Annotated in this window: 11 protein-coding genes; 7 read left to right on the top strand and 4 right to left on the bottom strand. The window is 60.6% G+C overall.

Annotated elements, in window-relative coordinates; translation table 11 throughout:
- Window positions 1–51: 51 nt before the first annotated feature.
- On the bottom strand, window positions 52–2991 hold the full coding sequence (glnE, locus tag AD670_RS26340) for a bifunctional [glutamate--ammonia ligase]-adenylyl-L-tyrosine phosphorylase/[glutamate--ammonia-ligase] adenylyltransferase (protein ID WP_053139258.1): 2940 nt from the start codon (window positions 2989–2991) through the stop codon (window positions 52–54).
- A gap of 383 nt (window positions 2992–3374) precedes the next feature.
- On the opposite strand from glnE, the gene aceE reads away from it, so the two are divergent.
- The 4 genes from aceE to msrA all read left to right on the top strand — a co-directional run bounded on the left by aceE (window position 3375) and on the right by msrA (window position 11400).
- Complete coding sequence (gene aceE / locus AD670_RS26335) at window positions 3375–6020, top strand: pyruvate dehydrogenase (acetyl-transferring), homodimeric type (RefSeq protein WP_053139257.1); 2646 nt, start codon at window positions 3375–3377, stop codon at window positions 6018–6020.
- An 11-nt stretch (window positions 6021–6031) separates the two neighbouring features.
- Complete coding sequence (gene aceF, locus AD670_RS26330; RefSeq protein WP_053139255.1) at window positions 6032–7681, top strand: dihydrolipoyllysine-residue acetyltransferase; 1650 nt, start codon at window positions 6032–6034, stop codon at window positions 7679–7681.
- A gap of 305 nt (window positions 7682–7986) precedes the next feature.
- Window positions 7987–10680 (top strand): bifunctional diguanylate cyclase/phosphodiesterase, encoded by a 2694-nt coding sequence (locus AD670_RS26325; protein WP_053139253.1) that lies wholly within the window; start codon window positions 7987–7989, stop codon window positions 10678–10680.
- 72 nt (window positions 10681–10752) lie between these two features.
- Window positions 10753–11400, top strand: a complete 648-nt coding sequence (gene msrA / locus AD670_RS26320) for a peptide-methionine (S)-S-oxide reductase MsrA (RefSeq protein ID WP_053139250.1) — start codon at window positions 10753–10755, stop codon at window positions 11398–11400.
- A 67-nt stretch (window positions 11401–11467) separates the two neighbouring features.
- On the opposite strand, the gene AD670_RS26315 is transcribed toward msrA, so the two are convergent.
- Window positions 11468–12304 carry a 23S rRNA (adenine(2030)-N(6))-methyltransferase RlmJ gene (locus tag AD670_RS26315; RefSeq protein WP_053139247.1) on the bottom strand — a complete coding sequence of 279 codons (837 nt, stop codon included), beginning with the start codon at window positions 12302–12304 and terminating at the stop codon, window positions 11468–11470.
- A 175-nt stretch (window positions 12305–12479) separates the two neighbouring features.
- Here AD670_RS26315 and AD670_RS26310 point away from each other — a divergent pair, with 175 nt between their 5' ends.
- Entirely contained in the window at window positions 12480–13757 is a 1278-nt protein-coding gene (locus tag AD670_RS26310; protein ID WP_053139245.1) for an O-acetylhomoserine aminocarboxypropyltransferase/cysteine synthase family protein, read from the top strand.
- Here AD670_RS26310 and AD670_RS26305 read toward each other — a convergent pair.
- Window positions 13743–14468 (bottom strand): DUF4123 domain-containing protein, encoded by a 726-nt coding sequence (locus tag AD670_RS26305; RefSeq protein WP_053139244.1) that lies wholly within the window; start codon window positions 14466–14468, stop codon window positions 13743–13745. The two genes, AD670_RS26310 and AD670_RS26305, sit on opposite strands and share 15 nt — an antisense overlap.
- A gap of 15 nt (window positions 14469–14483) precedes the next feature.
- A complete protein-coding gene (locus tag AD670_RS26300) occupies window positions 14484–16499 on the bottom strand; it encodes a type VI secretion system tip protein VgrG (protein ID WP_053139242.1) in 2016 nt (671 codons plus the stop codon).
- A 368-nt stretch (window positions 16500–16867) separates the two neighbouring features.
- Here AD670_RS26300 and AD670_RS26295 point away from each other — a divergent pair, with 368 nt between their 5' ends.
- Both AD670_RS26295 and AD670_RS26290 read left to right on the top strand, forming a co-directional pair.
- Window positions 16868–17815, top strand: coding sequence for a hypothetical protein (locus AD670_RS26295; RefSeq protein WP_053139240.1), 948 nt, complete (start codon window positions 16868–16870; stop codon window positions 17813–17815).
- Window positions 17805–18194: a hypothetical protein gene (locus AD670_RS26290; RefSeq protein WP_053139238.1), complete on the top strand. Its 390-nt coding sequence runs from the start codon at window positions 17805–17807 to the stop codon at window positions 18192–18194. The genes AD670_RS26295 and AD670_RS26290 overlap by 11 nt, the downstream gene beginning before the upstream one ends.
- Window positions 18195–18285 lie beyond the last annotated feature (91 nt).

Raw genomic sequence — 18285 nt, 5'->3', positions numbered from 1 at the left:
GTTTCCACAAACGATGCGGGGAGGCTTATGCCTCCCCGCCCTAATAGTGTTTCAACTCAACCCCAGCGCCTGCCAGATTCGCATCACCTGGCGCCGTTCGTCAGCGAACTGATCACCGGGCACTGTACCGGCCTCGTTTTGCAAGGCCTGGCGATGCGCGGCGGAACGGTAGGCCTTATACACCTCGCGCAGCAGATGGGCATCGGCGGCGGGCATCAACCCCACCTGCTCCAGGCCTTCCAGAATGCGGATATTGTCGGTATAGCGCAGCAACGATGGATGTTGCGCAGACCACGCCAAAGCCGCGTATTGCACCATAAATTCAATATCGACGATACCTCCGGCGTCCTGCTTGAGGTCGAACAGCGCCGTGGCTTCGAAGGCATTGGCGCCGGTGCCGGCCACCGTGGCCTTGGTGCCCAGGTTGTCACGCATCTTCGCGCGCATCTCGCTGACCTCCTGGCGCAGCTTCACCAAGTCCCGTTCACGCCCCAGCACTTTAGCCCGTACCTGCTCAAACGCACGACCTACATCCTGGCTGCCCACCAGCACCCGCGCGCGGATCAGAGCCTGATGTTCCCAGGTCCAGGCTTCATTTTGTTGATAGCGGTCAAACGCCCCGAGGGAACTGACCAACAGCCCGGACGCGCCGGAAGGTCGCAGGCGCATGTCCACTTCATACAACTGGCCGGAGTTGGTCTGGGTGGTCAGCAGATGAATGATCCGCTGGCCCAGGCGCGTGAAGAACTGCGCGCCGTCGATCGGCTTGGCCCCGTCGGTCTCGGCCTGCGGGTCGCCATCGTGGATAAACACCAGGTCCAGGTCAGAACCATGCCCCAATTCGATGCCGCCGACTTTCCCATAACCGACAATGATGAACCCAGGATCGCACAGGGTGCCGTCCAACCGCTGCGGCGAGCCGTGCCGCGCGACCGTCTGGCGCCAGGCCAGGGCCAGCACTTGTTCGAGGATGGCTTCGGCGAGCCAGGTCAGGTAGTCGCTGACTTTCATCAACGGCAGGCTGCCGGCGATTTCGGAAGCGGCCACGCGCAGGCGGTGAGCCAGCTTGAAGTGCCGCAGGGCTTCCATCTGCTGCTCCAGGTCATCCTCGGGGATGCGCGTGAGGCGTTCACGCAACTCGGCGGCGAGTTCCGGCGCCAGCGGTGGCTTGAACAGGCGGCCTTCGTTGAGCAACTCATCCAGCAGCAGTGGGAAGCGCGTGATCTGTTCGGCGATCCACGGGCTGGCGGCGCACAGGGTCAGCAAGCGGCGCAGGGCGTCGGGGTTTTCCGTCAGCAGCACCAGGTAGGCGGAACGCCGGGCAACGGCCTCCACCAGCGGCAGTACGCGCTCCAGCACCAGGTCCGGGTTGGCGTGCTCGACGGCTTGGGCGAGCAAGCGCGGGATAAATGCATCCAGGCGTTCGCGGCCCAGCCGCTGCATGGCGCGCAGTTGCGGACTGCTGCGCAAGCTGGCCAGGGCCTTGAGGGCCTTGGGCGCATCGGTGAAACCGCCCTCCCCCAGTTGGCGGCAGGCTGCGTCCTCATCTTGGGACTCTTCCCACAAGGGCAACCACTCGCCCCCTACGACCAACTCGCTCTCTTCGCCTTCTTCCTCGTCAGGGTCAGCAATCACCTGGCGGAAGTGCCAGTCCACGCGACCACGCCAGTACATCAGGCGCTCGTGGAACGCCGCCCAGTCGGCAAACCCGAGCATAAAGGCAATGCGCGCCTGGTCTTCAGGGCTGTCCGGAAGCATTTGGGTCTGGCGATCGGCAATCGCCTGGATCGCATGTTCGGTGTAGCGCAGGAATTCATAGCCATTGCGCAACTCGGCGATCACCGCCGGCGGCAAATAGCCCTGGCCTTCCAGGGTGCCCAGCACCTTGAGCAGCGGCCGTTGCTGCAGGCTGAGGTCGCGGCCGCCATGGATCAGTTGAAACGCCTGGGCGATGAATTCCACTTCGCGGATGCCGCCAGAGCCCAGCTTGATATTGTCGGCCATGCCTTTGCGCCGGACTTCCTGCTGGATCAGCTGCTTCATGGTGCGCAGCGCTTCGATGGCGGAAAAGTCCAGGTAGCGGCGATAGACGAATGGCCTGAGCATGTCGAGCAACTGCGCACCGGCCACCTGGTCACCGGCGACCACGCGCGCCTTGATCATGGCGTAGCGTTCCCAGTCGCGGCCCTGGTCCTGGTAGTACTGCTCCAGCGCGTTGAAGCTGAGCACCAGCGCACCGGCCGAACCGTAGGGGCGCAGGCGCATGTCGACTCGGAACACAAAGCCGTCGACGGTCATTGGATCAAGGGCCTTGATCAATTTTTGCCCAAGGCGAATAAAGAATTCCTGATTATCCAGGGAGCGCTTTACGCCCAGCGTTTCGCCGCCCTCGGGGTAGGCGAAGATCAGGTCGATATCCGACGACAGGTTCAGCTCCACCGCACCGAGCTTGCCCATGCCGAGGATGACCATGTGCTGCGGCTCGCCACTGCGCCGGCCGGTCGGTGTGCCGAACTGCACGCAGTGGCGCTGGTACAGCCATTGATAGGCCTGGTCGATGCTGGCGTCGGCCATGTCGGAGAGGTCGCGGCAGGTTTGCACCAGGTCGGCCTGGCGGGTCAGGTCGCGCCAGATGATGCGCACTTGCTGGCGCGTACGTTGGCGGCGCAGCACACGGCCGAGCTCATCTTCGGTTTCGGCCTGCTGCACGGCACCGGCAATCTGCCCACATAGCTCGTCGGGCGCGAAACCACGGTCCAACTCGCCCCAGGCGGCCAGTTCCAGCAACATCAAAGGGTCACGAACACTCTGTTCAATGACGAAATCACTGGCGGCGCACACACGGGCGAAGTCGGCCCACCGTTGCGGCGTCCACGCAGAAAGGCCATGATCGTCGTCCAGCGCGGCCACGGCGTCACGAAATGACTGCTCGGCCCGCTTGGCCATCGGCAGGAGAATGGCTGGCAGTTCGACCAGCATTGGAAGGCTCATGGTCTATCCTTGATCGGCGCGTAAATGGCTTGTGGCTGTGAGCGCAAGCACCACGCTCGATGAAGGACTGTCGAACAAAGGTGATAAATAGCTGAAAAATTATAATTTTTGGCAGGCAACATTAAACTTCTACCTTTTCTTGTTCGCAAAAGATCAACAATAACGATTATGCTCACCAGCCAGACCGAGCAATCCGCTCAGTCTTGTGTAGTTTTACTACTCGTATATACATTCGAAAGGCTGAAATGGCCGACGATTTGTAGTAAAACTACAGGACGCCGAAGCAACCTTCGGCCATCCAAGAATTTATGTCGTCTGCCCACAAGGCCAGTCGCAAACTTCAGGCAACCGATTCTGGTAGCCTTTCCGCCCTGGAGCAAGCCATGCAAGACCTCGATCCCGTCGAAACCCAGGAATGGCTGGACGCCCTGGAATCGGTTCTCGACAAAGAAGGCGAAGACCGTGCTCACTACCTGATGACCCGTATGGGCGAACTCGCGACCCGCAGCGGCTCGCAACTGCCCTACGCCATCACCACGCCATACCGCAACACCATCCCCGTTACCCACGAAGCACGCATGCCTGGCGACCTGTTCATGGAACGCCGCATTCGCTCGCTGGTACGTTGGAACGCCATGGCGATGGTAATGCGCACGAACTTGAAAGATTCTGACCTGGGCGGTCACATCTCCAGCTTCGCTTCCAGCGCAACCCTGTATGACATCGGTTTCAACTACTTCTTCCAGGCCCCGACCGACGAACACGGTGGCGACCTGATCTACTTCCAGGGCCACACCTCGCCAGGCGTCTACGCCCGTGCGTTCATGGAAGGTCGCATCAGCGAAGAACAAATGAACAACTTCCGCCAGGAAGTCGACGGTCAGGGCCTGTCGTCCTACCCGCACCCTTGGCTGATGCCTGATTTCTGGCAGTTCCCGACGGTATCCATGGGCCTTGGCCCGATCCAGGCGATCTACCAGGCACGTTTCATGAAGTACCTGGAAGCCCGTGGCTTCATCCCGGAAGGCAAGCAGAAAGTCTGGTGCTTCCTGGGCGACGGCGAGTGCGACGAGCCGGAATCCCTGGGCGCCATCTCCCTGGCCGGCCGCGAGAAGCTGGACAACCTGATCTTCGTCATCAACTGCAACCTGCAGCGCCTCGACGGCCCGGTTCGCGGCAACGGCAAGATCATCCAGGAACTCGAAGGCGTGTTCCGCGGTGCTCAGTGGAACGTGACCAAGGTCATCTGGGGCCGTTTCTGGGACCCACTGCTGGCCAAGGACGTCGACGGCATCCTGCAACGTCGCATGGACGAAGTCATCGACGGCGAGTACCAGAACTACAAGGCCAAAGACGGCGCGTTCGTGCGTGAACACTTCTTCAACACGCCTGAACTCAAGGCCATGGTTGCCGACCTGTCCGACGACGAGATCTGGAAGCTCAACCGTGGCGGCCACGACCCGTACAAGGTCTACGCGGCGTACCACGAAGCGGTCAACCACAAAGAACAACCCACCGTCATCCTGGCCAAGACCATCAAGGGTTATGGCACCGGTGCCGGCGAAGCGAAGAACACCGCGCACAACACCAAGAAAGTCGATGTCGACAGCCTGAAGTTGTTCCGCGACCGCTTCGACATTCCGGTCAAGGACGAAGAGCTGGAGAACCTGCCGTTCTTCAAGCCTGAGCCAAACAGCGCCGAAGCCCGCTACCTCAGCGAGCGCCGCACTGCACTGGGCGGTTTCGTGCCACAGCGCCGCGCCAAGAGCGTGAGCATTCCGACCCCGCCACTGGATACCCTCAAGGCGATCCTGGACGGCTCGGGCGACCGTGAAATCTCCACCACCATGGCCTTCGTGCGGATCCTCGCGCAGTTGGTCAAGGACAAGGAAATCGGCTCGCGCATCGTGCCGATCATCCCGGACGAAGCCCGTACCTTCGGTATGGAAGGCATGTTCCGCCAGTTGGGCATCTACTCCTCCGTCGGCCAGCTCTACGAGCCAGTCGATAAAGACCAGGTGATGTTCTACAAGGAAGACAAGAAGGGCCAGATCCTCGAAGAAGGCATCAACGAAGCGGGCGCCATGAGCTCCTTCATCGCTGCCGGTACTTCGTACTCCAGCCACAACCAGCCGATGCTGCCGTTCTACATCTTCTACTCGATGTTCGGTTTCCAGCGTATCGGCGACCTGGCTTGGGCAGCGGGCGACAGCCGTACCCGTGGTTTCCTGATCGGCGGTACCGCCGGCCGGACCACGCTGAACGGCGAAGGCCTGCAACACGAAGACGGTCACAGCCACATCCTGGCTGCCACCATCCCGAACTGCCGCACCTTTGATCCAACCTACGGCTATGAGCTGGCGGTGATCATCCAGGACGGCATGAAGAAGATGACCGAAGAGCAGCAGGACGTTTTCTACTACATCACCGTGATGAACGAGTCCTACCAGCAGCCAGCCATGCCGGCCGGTGTCGAGGAAGGCATCATCAAGGGCATGTACCTGCTCGAAGAAGACACCAAGGAAGCAGCGCACCACGTGCAGCTGATGGGCTCCGGCACCATCCTGCGTGAAGTGCGTGAAGCGGCGAAGATCCTGCGTGACGAGTTCAACGTCGGTGCCGACGTGTGGAGCGTTACCAGCTTCAACGAACTGCGTCGCGACGGCCTGGCCGTAGAGCGCAGCAACCGCCTGCACCCTGGCCAGAAGCCAGCCAAGAGCTACGTCGAAGAGTGCCTGGCCGGCCGTAAAGGTCCAGTCATCGCCTCTACCGACTACATGAAACTGTTCGCTGAACAAATTCGCCAGTGGGTCCCGTCCAAGGAATTCAAAGTCCTGGGCACCGACGGTTTCGGCCGCAGTGACAGCCGCAAGAAGCTGCGTCACTTCTTCGAAGTCGACCGTCACTTCGTGGTGTTGGCAGCCCTGGAAGCCTTGGCTGACCGTGGTGAGATCGAACCTAAGGTGGTGGCTGACGCCATCGTCAAGTTCGGGATCAACCCGGAAAAACGCAACCCACTGGACTGCTGAGGAGACTTTTTGTGAGCGAACTCATTCGCGTACCTGACATCGGCAGCGGTGAAGGTGAAGTAATCGAGCTGTTTGTGAAGGTCGGCGACACCGTCGAAGCCGACCAGAGCATCCTGACCCTGGAGTCGGACAAGGCGAGCATGGAAATCCCTGCTCCCAAGGCCGGCGTGGTCAAGAGCCTGAAAGTGAAGCTGGGCGACCGCCTGAAAGAAGGCGACGAACTGCTGGAGCTGGAAATCGAAGGTGCCGCTGATGCGGCCCCTGCGGCGGCTCCTGCTGCCGCTGCTGCACCGGCGCCTGCTGCTGAAAAACCTGCCGCTGCTGCCGAGGCCCCAGCGGCCCCGGCTGCTGCACCTGCTGCTGCCAGCGTCCAGGACATTCATGTTCCGGACATCGGTTCGTCGGGCAAGGCCAAGATCATCGAGTTGCTGGTCAAGGTCGGCGACACCGTCGAAGCCGACCAGTCGCTGATCACCCTGGAGTCCGACAAGGCCTCCATGGAAATCCCATCGCCGGCTGCCGGCGTGGTGGAAAGCATCGCGGTCAAGCTGGAAGACGAAGTCGGCACTGGCGACTTCATCCTCAAGCTGAAAGTACAAGGCGCTGCGCCTGCTGCTGCTCCAGCACCAGCGGCGGCTCCGGCGGCCAAGGCTGAAGCGGCTCCAGCCGCTGCCGCCCCTGCCCCTGCTGCAAAAGCCGAGGCCGCTCCGGCCCCGGCAGCTGCCGCACCGGCGCCAAGCGGTGCCAAGGTTCATGCAGGCCCGGCAGTTCGCCAACTGGCGCGCGAATTCGGCGTCGAGCTGAACGCTGTGTCGGCCAGCGGCCCTCACGGTCGCGTGCTGAAGGAAGACGTGCAGGTCTACGTCAAAGCCATGATGCAGAAAGCCAAGGAAGCTCCGGCTGCCGGCGCTGCTACTGGCGGCGCGGGGATTCCACCGATTCCAGTCGTGGACTTCAGCCGCTTCGGCGAGACCGAAGAAGTGCCGATGACCCGCCTGATGCAGATCGGCGCGTCGAGCCTGCACCGCAGCTGGCTGAACATCCCGCACGTCACTCAGTTCGACCAGGCCGATATCACCGACCTGGAAGCTTTCCGCGTTGCGCAGAAAGCCGTGGCCGAGAAGGCCGGCGTGAAACTGACCGTGCTGCCACTGCTGCTCAAGGCTTGTGCACACCTGCTCAAGGAACTGCCGGACTTCAACAGTTCGCTGGCGCCAAGCGGCAAGGCGATCATTCGCAAGAAGTACGTGCACGTCGGTTTTGCTGTCGACACCCCAGATGGCCTGTTGGTACCGGTCATCAAGAACGTCGACCAGAAGAGCCTGCTGCAACTCGCTGCCGAAGCGGCTGCGCTGGCTGCCAAGGCCCGCGACAAGAAGCTCACCGCAGACGACATGCAAGGCGCTTGCTTCACCATCTCCAGCCTCGGTCACATTGGCGGTACGGGCTTCACGCCAATCGTCAACGCGCCGGAAGTGGCGATCCTGGGTGTTTCCAAGGCCACCATCCAGCCAGTCTGGGACGGTAAAGCGTTCCAGCCGAAGCTGATGCTGCCACTGTCGCTGTCCTACGATCACCGTGTGATCAACGGCGCGGCGGCTGCACGCTTTACCCAGCGTCTGAGCCAACTGCTGAACGACATCCGCACGATCTTGCTGTAACCCTGTACAAGCCTCCCCTGCACCGGGGGAGGCTTGGTTGCACTGATTTCCGAGCGCCACGCTCGTACCTCAACCCCGTCAATTTGGCGGGGCTTTTTTTTGCTTTTCTCTACAGACAGGACAGGGTTGTACACCTTCTGTCATCCGGACTGAAGAATTCCCTCACCCGGCCGATAACCCCCTTATAGCACTTAGCCTTCATCCTCTCTTGTCAGTCCGCGCCGCATGATGCAACCTTGCCGCAGGCAACAGTAAAGAGGGCGTGAGCCCGGCGCCGTGCGCGTTATTTGAAGTGAGTTCCCCCCATGAAAAGCCAACCCGATGTCGCCCGTATGGCGGCCGAGGTAGTCACGCAGTTACCGGTGCCTTCGCGCCTCGGTATGCTGCGTTTCGAGCGGCTTAATGAGGCAAGCTGGGCACTTCTGTACCTCGACCCTAACTGCGAACGCCAATTCGGCCTGTCGGCGGTCGAACTGTGCGCCCTGCTCGGCACCCCCTATGCCAGCCTGATGGAACCCCAGGCGCGCTATGAATTACACGATACCATCCAGCAACAACTGACCCAGACCCCTCACTACCTGGTGCGCTACACCCTGCACACCAGCGACGGCCCGCTGAGCCTGCTGGAAATGGGCGAGGCCTATAAACAACACAATCGTCATCTGCTGCGTGGCTACCTGATGGTGGTCGACGGCCTGTTCAGCGAAATCCCCATGACCGCACCCACAGCGGACCTGGAGAGCCAGAACAGCCGCCTGCAAATCGCCCTGGAGCTGAACCAGCGCGCCCAGCAGGAGCAACTGCAGCACCTGGAAAGGGTACGCGCCCAGCAGGAACTGATCCTGTTGCTGGCACGCCAGCGCTACACCGCCAACAATTCGCTGCAGGAAGCCGCTGAGCTGATTACCCGCAGCGCTTGCGATATCTACCAGATTGACTGCGCCAGCATCTGGAACCTCGAAGGCCAGCGCCTGGTGCCGATCTCGGCCTACCACCGCGACGACCAACAGCACCATCTGCCCGAGCCGATCGACGCCAGCTGCTTCCCGGACTACCTGGAAGCCTTGCACACCAGCCGCGCCATCGACGCCACCCACGCCCTGCGCGACCCGCGCACCCGCGAAATGGCCGAAAACCTGCGCGCCAAAGACATCCACGCCATGCTCGACGCCAGCATTCGCGTCGACGGCCAAGTGGTCGGCGTGCTGTGCCTGGAACAGGCCGGCAGCCCGCGTGACTGGCAGGCCGATGAAATTGCCTTTGCCGGCGAGCTGGCCGACCAATTCGCGCAAGTGATCAACAACCACAACCGCCGTACCGCCACCAGCGCCCTGCACCTGTTCCAGCGCGCGGTCGAGCAAAGCGCCAACGCCTTTCTGCTGGTCAACTGCGACGGCATCGTGGAATACGTCAACCCAAGCTTTACTGCAATCACCCAGTACAGCGCCGAAGAAGTCCACGGCCACCGCCTGGCGCAATTGCCGGCGCTGGAAAACCTCAGCGAATTGCTGTTCGACGCACCGTCGAGCCTGGCCAAGAGCAACAGCTGGCAGGGCGAGTTCAAGAGCCGGCGCAAAAACCTCGAACCCTACTGGGGCCAGCTGTCGATTTCCAAGGTGTATGGCGACAACCGTGAGCTGACCCACTACATCGGCATCTACGAAGACATCACCCAGACCAAGCTGGCCCAGCAGCGCATCGAGCGCCTGGCCTACACCGACAACCTGACCAACCTGGGCAACCGTCCGGCGTTTATCCGCAATCTCGACGAACGCTTTGCCCGCGACAGCGACAGCCCGATCAGCCTGTTGCTGGTCGACATCGACAACTTCAAGCGCATCAACGACAGCCTCGGCCATCAGACCGGCGACAAGCTGCTGATCAGCCTGGCCCGACGCCTGCGCAACAGCCTCAGTGCCGGCGGCAGCCTGGCGCGCTTTGCCAGTAACGAATTCGCGGTGCTGCTGGACGACACCGACCTGGAAAGCGGCCAGCAGGTCGCCAGTCAGTTACTGGCAACGCTCGACAAACCGATGTTCGTCGACAACCAATTGATCAGCGTCACCGGCTCCGTGGGCCTGGCCTGTGCACCGCTGCATGGCCGCGACCCGCAGACCTTGATGCGCAACGCCGGCCTGGCCCTGCACAAGGCCAAGGCCAACGGCAAGCACCAGGTGCAAGTGTTTACCGAAGCCTTGAACGCCGAGGCCAGCTACAAGTTGTTTGTGGAGAACAACCTGCGCCGCGCACTGACCCAAAACGAACTGGATGTGTTCTACCAGCCCAAGCTGTGCCTGCGCAGCGGCCGCTTGCTGGGCATGGAAGCGCTGCTACGCTGGAACCATCCGGAAAAAGGCATGATCCGCCCTGATCAGTTCATCAGCGTCGCCGAAGAAACCGGCTTGATCATCCCGATCGGCAAATGGATCGCGCGCCAGGCCTGCCGCATGAGCAAGCAACTGAGCGCCGCCGGCATGGGCAACCTGCAGGTGGCGATCAACCTGTCGCCCAAGCAGTTCTCCGACCCGGACCTGGTCGCCTCGATCGCCACGATCCTCAAGGAAGAACAACTGCCGGCCAACCTGCTGGAACTGGAGCTGACCGAAGGCCTGCTGCTGGAAGCGACCGAAGACACCCGCCTGCAACTGGACCAACTGAAGAGCTTCGGCCTGACCCTGGCCATGGACGACTTCGGCACCGGTTACTCGTCGCTGAGCTACCTGAAAAAATTCCCCATCGACATCATCAAGATCGATCGCAGCTTTATCCATGAAATCCCGGACAACCAGGACGACATGGAAATCACCTCCGCAGTAATCGCCATGGCCCACAACCTCAAGCTCAAGGTGGTTGCCGAAGGCATCGAGACCTCCGAGCAACTGGCGTTCCTGCGCAGGCATCGTTGCGATGTTGGCCAGGGCTACCTGTTCGACCGGCCGATCCCCGGCGCAGAGCTGCTTGAGAAGCTTAAACGCTACCCGCGCGGGCCAATCGCCTGACAGCGCGGTAACACTCGGGCACACTGGCGGTCTGATTTCTTACCTTACTCAATCTGACTGAGAGGACTGATCATGGTCTTGCGCTCGGAAATTCTGGTGAACAAAAACGTGCTTCCTACTGCAGAACAAGCTTTGCCTGGCCGTGAAACCCCGATGAACCTGCCCGAGACGCACTTCGTCAACGGCAACCCGCTGCTGGGCCCGTTCGTCGACGACGTCGGCTTCGCGATCTTCGGCCTGGGCTGCTTCTGGGGCGCCGAGCGCAAGTTCTGGCAGCGCGATGGCGTGGTCAGCACCGTGGTTGGCTACGCCGGCGGTTTCACGCCGAACCCGACTTATGAAGAAGTCTGCTCGGGCCTGACCGGCCACAGCGAAGTGGTGCTGGTGGTGTATGACCAGGCCAAGGTGAAATACGAAGACTTGCTGAAAATGTTCTGGGAACTGCACAACCCGACCCAAGGCATGCGCCAGGGCAATGACATCGGCAGCCAGTACCGCTCGGTGATCTATGCCACCACGCCTGAGCAACTGGCGGCGGCACAGGCCAGCGCCGAGGCGTATCAGGCTGAACTGACCAAAGCAGGCCTGGGTGTGATTACCACCGAGATCGACGAGGCGCCAACGGTGTACTTCGCCGAGGCGTATCACCAGCAGTACCTGGCGAAGAATCCACAGGGCTACTGTGGGATCGGCGGCACCGGCGTGACTTGCCCGATCTAAAGCCGACGCAAATCAAAATGTGGGAGTGGGCAAGCCCCCTCCCACATTGGTTTTGCACCAGACTTGGTTACTCGGCAATAAGCCAATCCATCTGCCACCCACCCTGGGTCTGCCCAAGCTGCTTGGACAGCCATGGCAGCAGGTCCCGCAATTCCTCTTCCAGGCCCCACGGCGGGTTGGCAATCGCCAGGCCCGAGCCGGTCAGGGTGTTGGGCGTGTCCAGCGGATGCACCAGCAACTCGACGCGCAGTAACTTCGGCGCACCGGTGCCGGCCAGGTCCTGGTAGAAGCGGCGCAGCATGCGTTGGTCTTTCACCGGGTACCAGATCGCCGCGACGGTCTGGCGCATGCGGCTGACGGCTTCCTTGAGTGACGCCGCACAGCGCTGCATCTCGTCGAGCTTTTCAAACGGTGGGTCGATCAGCATCAACGCACGCTTTTCCGGCACCGGTAACAGCGCGCGCGGCACATGCCAGCCTTCGCCCAGGTGAACCTTGACCCGACGATCACCCTTCATGTTGTCCTTGAGCAGCACGCCGTCTTCCGGATGCTTCTCATTGAGCAACACGCGGTCCTGCGGGCGCGTGAGGCGGCGCGCAAGCTCCGGCGAGCCCGGGTAGTAGCGCAACTCGCCATCGGGGTTCATCTCATGCAGCACGCGCATGTAGTCGGCGGTCAGCGCCGGCAGGTCGGCGGCGCCCCACAAGCGCGCGATACCTTCCAGGTACTCACCCGTGCGGTTGGCCTGATCACCTTGCAGGTCGTACAGACCAATCCCAGCGTGAGTGTCGAGATAGGCAAACGGCTGCTCCTTGCGCGACATCAGGGCGATGAGGCGGGTCAAGGTCAGGTGTTTGAAGACATCGGCATGGTTGCCGGCGTGAAAGGCGTGACGATAATTCATGGTTGCTCCTGCGCAGGGGGCGAAGTTTACCTTCTACGGGCGCAAAGGTGCAGGGCCGCATGCCGGGCGGCGCTTATGCCGCAAACGCAGGCAGCCCGTTGAAAAAAATCTAAATGTCGACGGCGAGGCGGATTTATTGTGGCCATCCACTACTCCAGGGAGGTCAATAACAATCATGAAAGACGCCACCATCGCGCTGCACCACGGTTTCAAGTCGGACCCGACCACCAAGGCCGTCGCCGTGCCGATCTACCAGAACGTTGCCTTCGAATTCGATAACGCTCAACACGGCGCCGACCTGTTTAACCTGGACGTACCCGGCAATATCTACACGCGGATCATGAATCCCACCAACGATGTGCTGGAGCAGCGCATCGCCGCACTCGAAGGCGGTATCGCCGCCCTGGCCGTCTCGGCCGGCAGCGCCGCGATCCACTACGCCATCCAGACCTTGACCCGTGCGGGCGACAATATCGTCACCACTCCGCAACTCTACGGCGGCACCTACACCCTGTTCGCCCACCTGCTGCCGAGCTTTGGCGTGGATGTGCGTTTCGCCCGGGACGACTCCGCCGCCGCCATCGCCGAACTGATCGACGACAACACCAAGCTGGTGTACTGCGAAAGCATCGGCAACCCGGCGGGCAATATCATCGACATTGAAGCCCTGGCCGACGTCGCCCATGCCCGTGGTGTGCCGCTGGTGGTGGACAACACCGTGGCCACGCCGATCCTGTGCAAGCCGATCCAGTTCGGCGCCGACATCGTGGTGCACTCGGTGACCAAATACGTCGGCGGCCATGGCAATTCCCTGGGCGGCGTGATCGTCGACAGCGGGACATTCCCGTGGACGAAATACGCCGATAAATTTCCCGGCCTCAACCAGCCCGAGCCGGCCTATCACGGCGTGGTCTATACGGAAAAATTCGGCCCCGCCGCCTTTATCGCCCGCGCCCGTACCGTGCCACTGCGCAACACCGGCGCGGCGTTAGCGCCGATGAATGCCTTCTTGTTGCTGCAAGGCCTGGAGACGCTGGCTTTGCGCATGGAGCGCCACACCGAGAACGCCCTGAAAATCGCCCACTTCCTGCAAGGCCATGCCGAGGTCGAGTGGGTCAGTTATGCCGGCCTGCCCGATCACCCGCACCACGCACTGGCGCAGAAGTACATGCAGGGCAAACCGTCGGCGATCCTGTCGTTTGGCTTGAAGGGCGGCTTTGATGCCGGGGTACGTTTCTACGACGCACTGCAAATCTTCAAGCGCCTGGTGAACATCGGCGATGCCAAGTCCCTGGCCTGTCACCCAGCGTCCACCACTCACCGCCAGATGAACGAGCAGGAACAAGCCAAGGCCGGTGTAAAGCCGGAGATGATTCGTCTGTCGGTGGGTATCGAGGCAATTGAAGACCTGATCGACGATTTGCAGCAGGCGCTGGCGTCAACTCAACTCTGAGGCCAGGTAGCCCGCCAGCGCTTCAGGGCTGATCTGCGTATCGCGCGCGAAGTAGGCGACCTTGTGCTGCAAGGTCGCCGGCGTGAAGGCGTCATATAGATCAGGGCGCTGCTCTTCAAGCCACTGCAGCAGGTTATCGATCAGGGGCTGCGGCGACTGCGCGGCCAGGTGCTCCAACAGCGACTCGGGCACACGCCACCAGGGGCTGGCTTTTGCCGCCGCGACCGACTGCGTCGCCACGCTCAGCGACTGACCATTGATCAGATACCGCTGGAACACCGGCAAGACTGCGCCCATCTCATCGCCGAGGTGCTGCACCAGCGGCAGAAACTGAGCGCCATCCCAGAAGCGCAGGAACACGCTCCGCGCATCGGGAAGCAGTATCTGGGTCAAGCTTTGCAGGTGAGCAACGACGACTTCCAACGGGCTCGACGAGACCGCCAACCACCCCCAGTCCGGGGCATCGGTGGTTGCAATCCAATCGAGGAAAGCACTGTCGGCTTCGACACTGCCTACGTAAGGCATCACCTCGCCCCACCCGGCATAGGCCGTACCGGCCCAGATCGCTTGGGGCAGCTCCCCGGTTGCCGAGGTCTGCCAAACGGCCAGGGGTTTCGCGTCACTGGCAGTGCCCAGCACGACGTAGAGTCGCTCGTGGGTGAGCAGCGGGCACTGCGCAAGCCAGTCGCTGGGGGTCAAGGGTTGCGGCATCAGGGTAAATTCCTTTTAAGCTTGAAGGGGATGGGGGACAGCGCACTGTCCGCTTGCGCAGCGTTGGCACTCTTCGCAGAACGGTGCACTCCGTTTCAGACTGGCCACCTGGGCGCGGCTCAGCGGTGCGGGAACAACCGCCAGCAACGCCTCCTTCAACCCCGGCATCAACGGCGCCCCCAGCGCGACAACAGCCCCGCCCAGTTGAATCGGCGTACTGCTGAAAATCCCCTCCGCCGACAGCGTAATCGACTGCCCACCGGCCTGAATTGTCACGGTCGCGCCCGCGTCTATGATCACGCTCTGCCCGGCGCCAATCTGGATGGTCCGCCCGGCGCGCATCTGTTGCGAGCCGCCGACCACCAGATGATCGTCCTGCTTGAGCTCCGTCAGGCGGTTGCCATGGGTGATGCGCTGCTCTTCACCTTGCAGTTCATGGTGCGACTCACCGCCCACCCTGATGCGACGTTGATTGTCGACCTGCACCTGCAAGTCATGCAGCACATCCTGGGTCCAATCGCGCTGGGCGCGCAGGTAGATCTGCTCGGCGCCCTTACGGTCTTCGATGCGCAGTTCGTTGTAGCCACCACCACCGGGGCTGCTCTGGCTACGAAAGACGCTACGGGTCTTGGCCGCTGGCAGGTCGAGGGGGGCCGGCTTCGCGGCGTTGGGCAGGCAGCCCATCACCAGCGGCATGTCCATATCACCGTTGACGAACCCTACCAGCACTTCCATGCCCACTCGCGGGATCAGCACCGAACCATAGCGCTCATGGGCCCAACCGCTGGCCACCCGCAACCAGCAACTGGAGTGATCGTTATGTTCCCCGTCGCGGTCCCAGGCCAACTGCACCTTGACCCGGCCGTATTCGTCGCAATGGATTTCACTGTCGACGGGGCCGGTGACCACAGCGTTTTGATAACCCGACAAGGTCGGCCGCGACGGCTCAGGCAAGGGCGGGCGAAAGATCACGTCCCACGGCGTCGCGACAAATTCGTTGCGATAGCCCTGGCGAAACTCCCCACCGACCACCTCGGTGACGGCCTCCTCCAAAACCTGAGGTTGCCTGCCTTCGTGGGTCACTTGCGTCACCAGCCACAAGTCATTCCACTCGTCCCGCGGGTGCCCGGCCAACTTGAGGAACCGACCACTGATCAATGCAGGCTCATCGCCGTTACCCCGGGCTATTCGAGCGTCACTGCGGTGTCGCTCCAAACCACGTTGCGCAAGGTATTTGCCGTGGCCGCGATCAGAAAAATGACCGGGATACCCTTGCGCTTCGAGCCGTGGAAGCTGTTCACCGACAACCCCACTCTCCAGCGCCAGGCTCGGCTTGAGAAAGTCATAGTCGCGCAGGGTGAGCGCGGTGGTGCGGGTTTGCAACTGCACTGAAAACCGCTTGATCGCTGGCGTTTGCGCCACCATCCCGGAGCCCGGCATGTAGGGCGTCGACTGGTCGGGCTGGGCGAAAACGGTCTGGTCGTCGCCAAACACCAGCAGGTGGTGTTCGGGCGAATGCTGGAAGTGATAGTGAATCCCCTGCTCGGCACACAGCCGCTGAATAAAGGCCAGGTCGCTCTCACCAAACTGCACACAATACTCGCGCTCAGGATAAGTGCCGCTGAGGTGAAATTCGAATTGGTCAGCATGGACCCGCTGGTCCTCCAGCACCTGCGCAATAATCTGCGGCACCGTCTTGTGCTGGAAAATCCGCTGCCGACTGCTGTGCTGCAAATACGCAAGCTGAGGCACAAGGCTGATCTGGTAACGCGTCAGGCGCCGCCCGGAGTCGCCCTGGGCCACCCGATAAACCAGACCGTGGATACCATGACCTTGATCGTCGAAACCCAGATACGCCGTGCGATGCAGCAGGCTTTTCAAGTCCAGGTCGGGCTGTTCGCAGACCAGTTCAAGATCAAATCGATACGGCTGGCTGATGGCTTCGCTGCCCTGGAACTCAAACACCTTGAGCTCACTCGGCTCACCGTCAAGGGTCAGGGTAAACGCACTTTGATTGGCAAGAGCGAACATCCGGTGTTTCTCTGCGAGGGGTGGGCGGGAGATTCTGCACCAGTCACTTATCGAACCGACCGCAGTGCGAACAAATCAGTAAATCCTTACGCGTCGGGTTTCCAATTCCTAGCTTCACTCTTTCATGGCTTTTCGGCAGGTAATTGCACACCCAGCCTCAGTAAAAACACACGCGTCTGACAGAACTCAGACGCAGCTCAGTAGCCCATTTCCCAAAGACAAAAAACCACCCGAAATTCATCCGCCATAACCAAGACACCCTCCAGGTGGCTATTTAAATTGCGCAGCCATGTTCATTCAAAAAGGAATGCTTTCATGGCAAGCAATCACCTCGCTTCGAGCCAATCTGCATCGCGGGGGAGTGTGTAATGCCTCACCCCTATGCATTCATCAATGACCATCGACAAACCTCAGTGGAGCTCAAGGCAAAACTACGATTGAGCAAACACGCCGAAGCGAAGTTTGATGCCCTCAATACTCATATTCGCAATGTTGTTGTACTGCCAGGGCAGTTAGTCATCATCGGGGACGAAACCACTGCGAGCTGTACCTTGGAGGAGTCACGCTTGATGTGCGCCGCGTGGGACATTCGTCATAGCGTAATGGCCGAAGGCGCAGATACCTTCGCCCTGCACAACTACGACCTGCTACAAAAACTGCTGGGTTACGCATCACTAGGGATAGGTACTGCAGGCGACGCTTGGAGCCGACACTTACAGGAAATAGTGAACACGCTCGATGAAATTGACGCACTGCACAAACAATCATTGCGTCGTGGAGGAGGTGCTGCAAGAGATGATTTTCTGGCTCGACGCCAAGTTCTATTTGCCAAGCTGGAAGCACAGATGCGCAGCTTTGCGCGTTATGGAACAGGCCTGAGGAATGAAGGCTCGATCAAGAAAATGCTGGGAATTTCGACCAAGAGCTACTTGCATAGTGGGGAGATAAATCAGTACAGCAAAACTATTGCGCGGGTCTCCAAGACAGCAAAATTGCTTAAAAACGGTACACCATTGGGAATAGCACTGAGCGCGACAGCGACGGCGCTGGAGATCAAGGAGGCGTGCTCTACTGGGAGAGATCAGCAATGCAGAAAAGCGAAGTATGTGGAGGCCGGTAAACTAACGTTCGGGGTAGCAGGGGGAATCATCGGAGGACAGATGGGAATGGGTTTGTGTATAGCCGTAATGGCCCCGACAACCGGGCCGTTTGCCTTGGGCTGCCTTCTGATAGCTGGGGGAGCAATGGGCTTTGCTCTAGGTAACTTGGGAAGCGAGGTGGGCGCAGCCGCCGGAGAAGTCCTGTATGAGTATTGAGTACGTCCTCAGCCTCCCCGCAAAAGATCAAGTAGCGCTGGTCTCGGCGGGCTCAATGCTCACAGCGGTCATTCTCGATATTTTCCTGGCCTATCGAAAATTGGAAAGGATGGAGGATTTGTTGGACCAATGCAGCCTGATAAACAACTACAGGCGTATTTTTGGTGACAACCTACCAGGAAGATTAGGCAGGCTATGTGCCGTTTATATAGCAATCGCGCTGCCGAAGTGGAACGCAAAACGTGGCGTTATTAACGCAAAACAGGTCAAGGAGTTTCCGCGCAATCTGAAACTCGCGCTTCACGGAACGGCCCTCACAGGTCTAGTCGGAGCTGTCGGTGCGATGATCTTTCATTTCGGCAATCAGCTGAGCCTGTGATCCGCGTTGTTTGACCTCAAAACCTTAAAAAAACGGCCCCGTCCAAGGGACGCGGGCCGTTTTTTTTATCTCGACAGGCGCTAGGCACCCG

Source organism: Pseudomonas sp. MIACH (assembly GCF_001269925.1).
Classification (GTDB): domain Bacteria; phylum Pseudomonadota; class Gammaproteobacteria; order Pseudomonadales; family Pseudomonadaceae; genus Aquipseudomonas.
The sequence above is the reverse complement of the archived record's forward strand: the minus strand, read 5'-3'. Positions and strand labels throughout refer to the sequence as shown.

What these genes read in the sequence shown, in the direction of transcription:
- glnE (WP_053139258.1), bottom strand. Translation starts at nt 2,991, where the DNA reads ATGAGCCTTCCAATGCTGGTCGAACTGCCAGCCATTCTCCTGCCGATG.
- aceE (WP_053139257.1), top strand. Translation starts at nt 3,375, where the DNA reads ATGCAAGACCTCGATCCCGTCGAAACCCAGGAATGGCTGGACGCCCTG.
- AD670_RS26325 (WP_053139253.1), top strand. Translation starts at nt 7,987, where the DNA reads ATGAAAAGCCAACCCGATGTCGCCCGTATGGCGGCCGAGGTAGTCACG.
- msrA (WP_053139250.1), top strand. Translation starts at nt 10,753, where the DNA reads ATGGTCTTGCGCTCGGAAATTCTGGTGAACAAAAACGTGCTTCCTACT.
- AD670_RS26315 (WP_053139247.1), bottom strand. Translation starts at nt 12,304, where the DNA reads ATGAATTATCGTCACGCCTTTCACGCCGGCAACCATGCCGATGTCTTC.
- AD670_RS26310 (WP_053139245.1), top strand. Translation starts at nt 12,480, where the DNA reads ATGAAAGACGCCACCATCGCGCTGCACCACGGTTTCAAGTCGGACCCG.
- AD670_RS26305 (WP_053139244.1), bottom strand. Translation starts at nt 14,468, where the DNA reads ATGCCGCAACCCTTGACCCCCAGCGACTGGCTTGCGCAGTGCCCGCTG.
- AD670_RS26300 (WP_053139242.1), bottom strand. Translation starts at nt 16,499, where the DNA reads ATGTTCGCTCTTGCCAATCAAAGTGCGTTTACCCTGACCCTTGACGGT.
- AD670_RS26295 (WP_053139240.1), top strand. Translation starts at nt 16,868, where the DNA reads ATGCCTCACCCCTATGCATTCATCAATGACCATCGACAAACCTCAGTG.
- AD670_RS26290 (WP_053139238.1), top strand. Translation starts at nt 17,805, where the DNA reads ATGAGTATTGAGTACGTCCTCAGCCTCCCCGCAAAAGATCAAGTAGCG.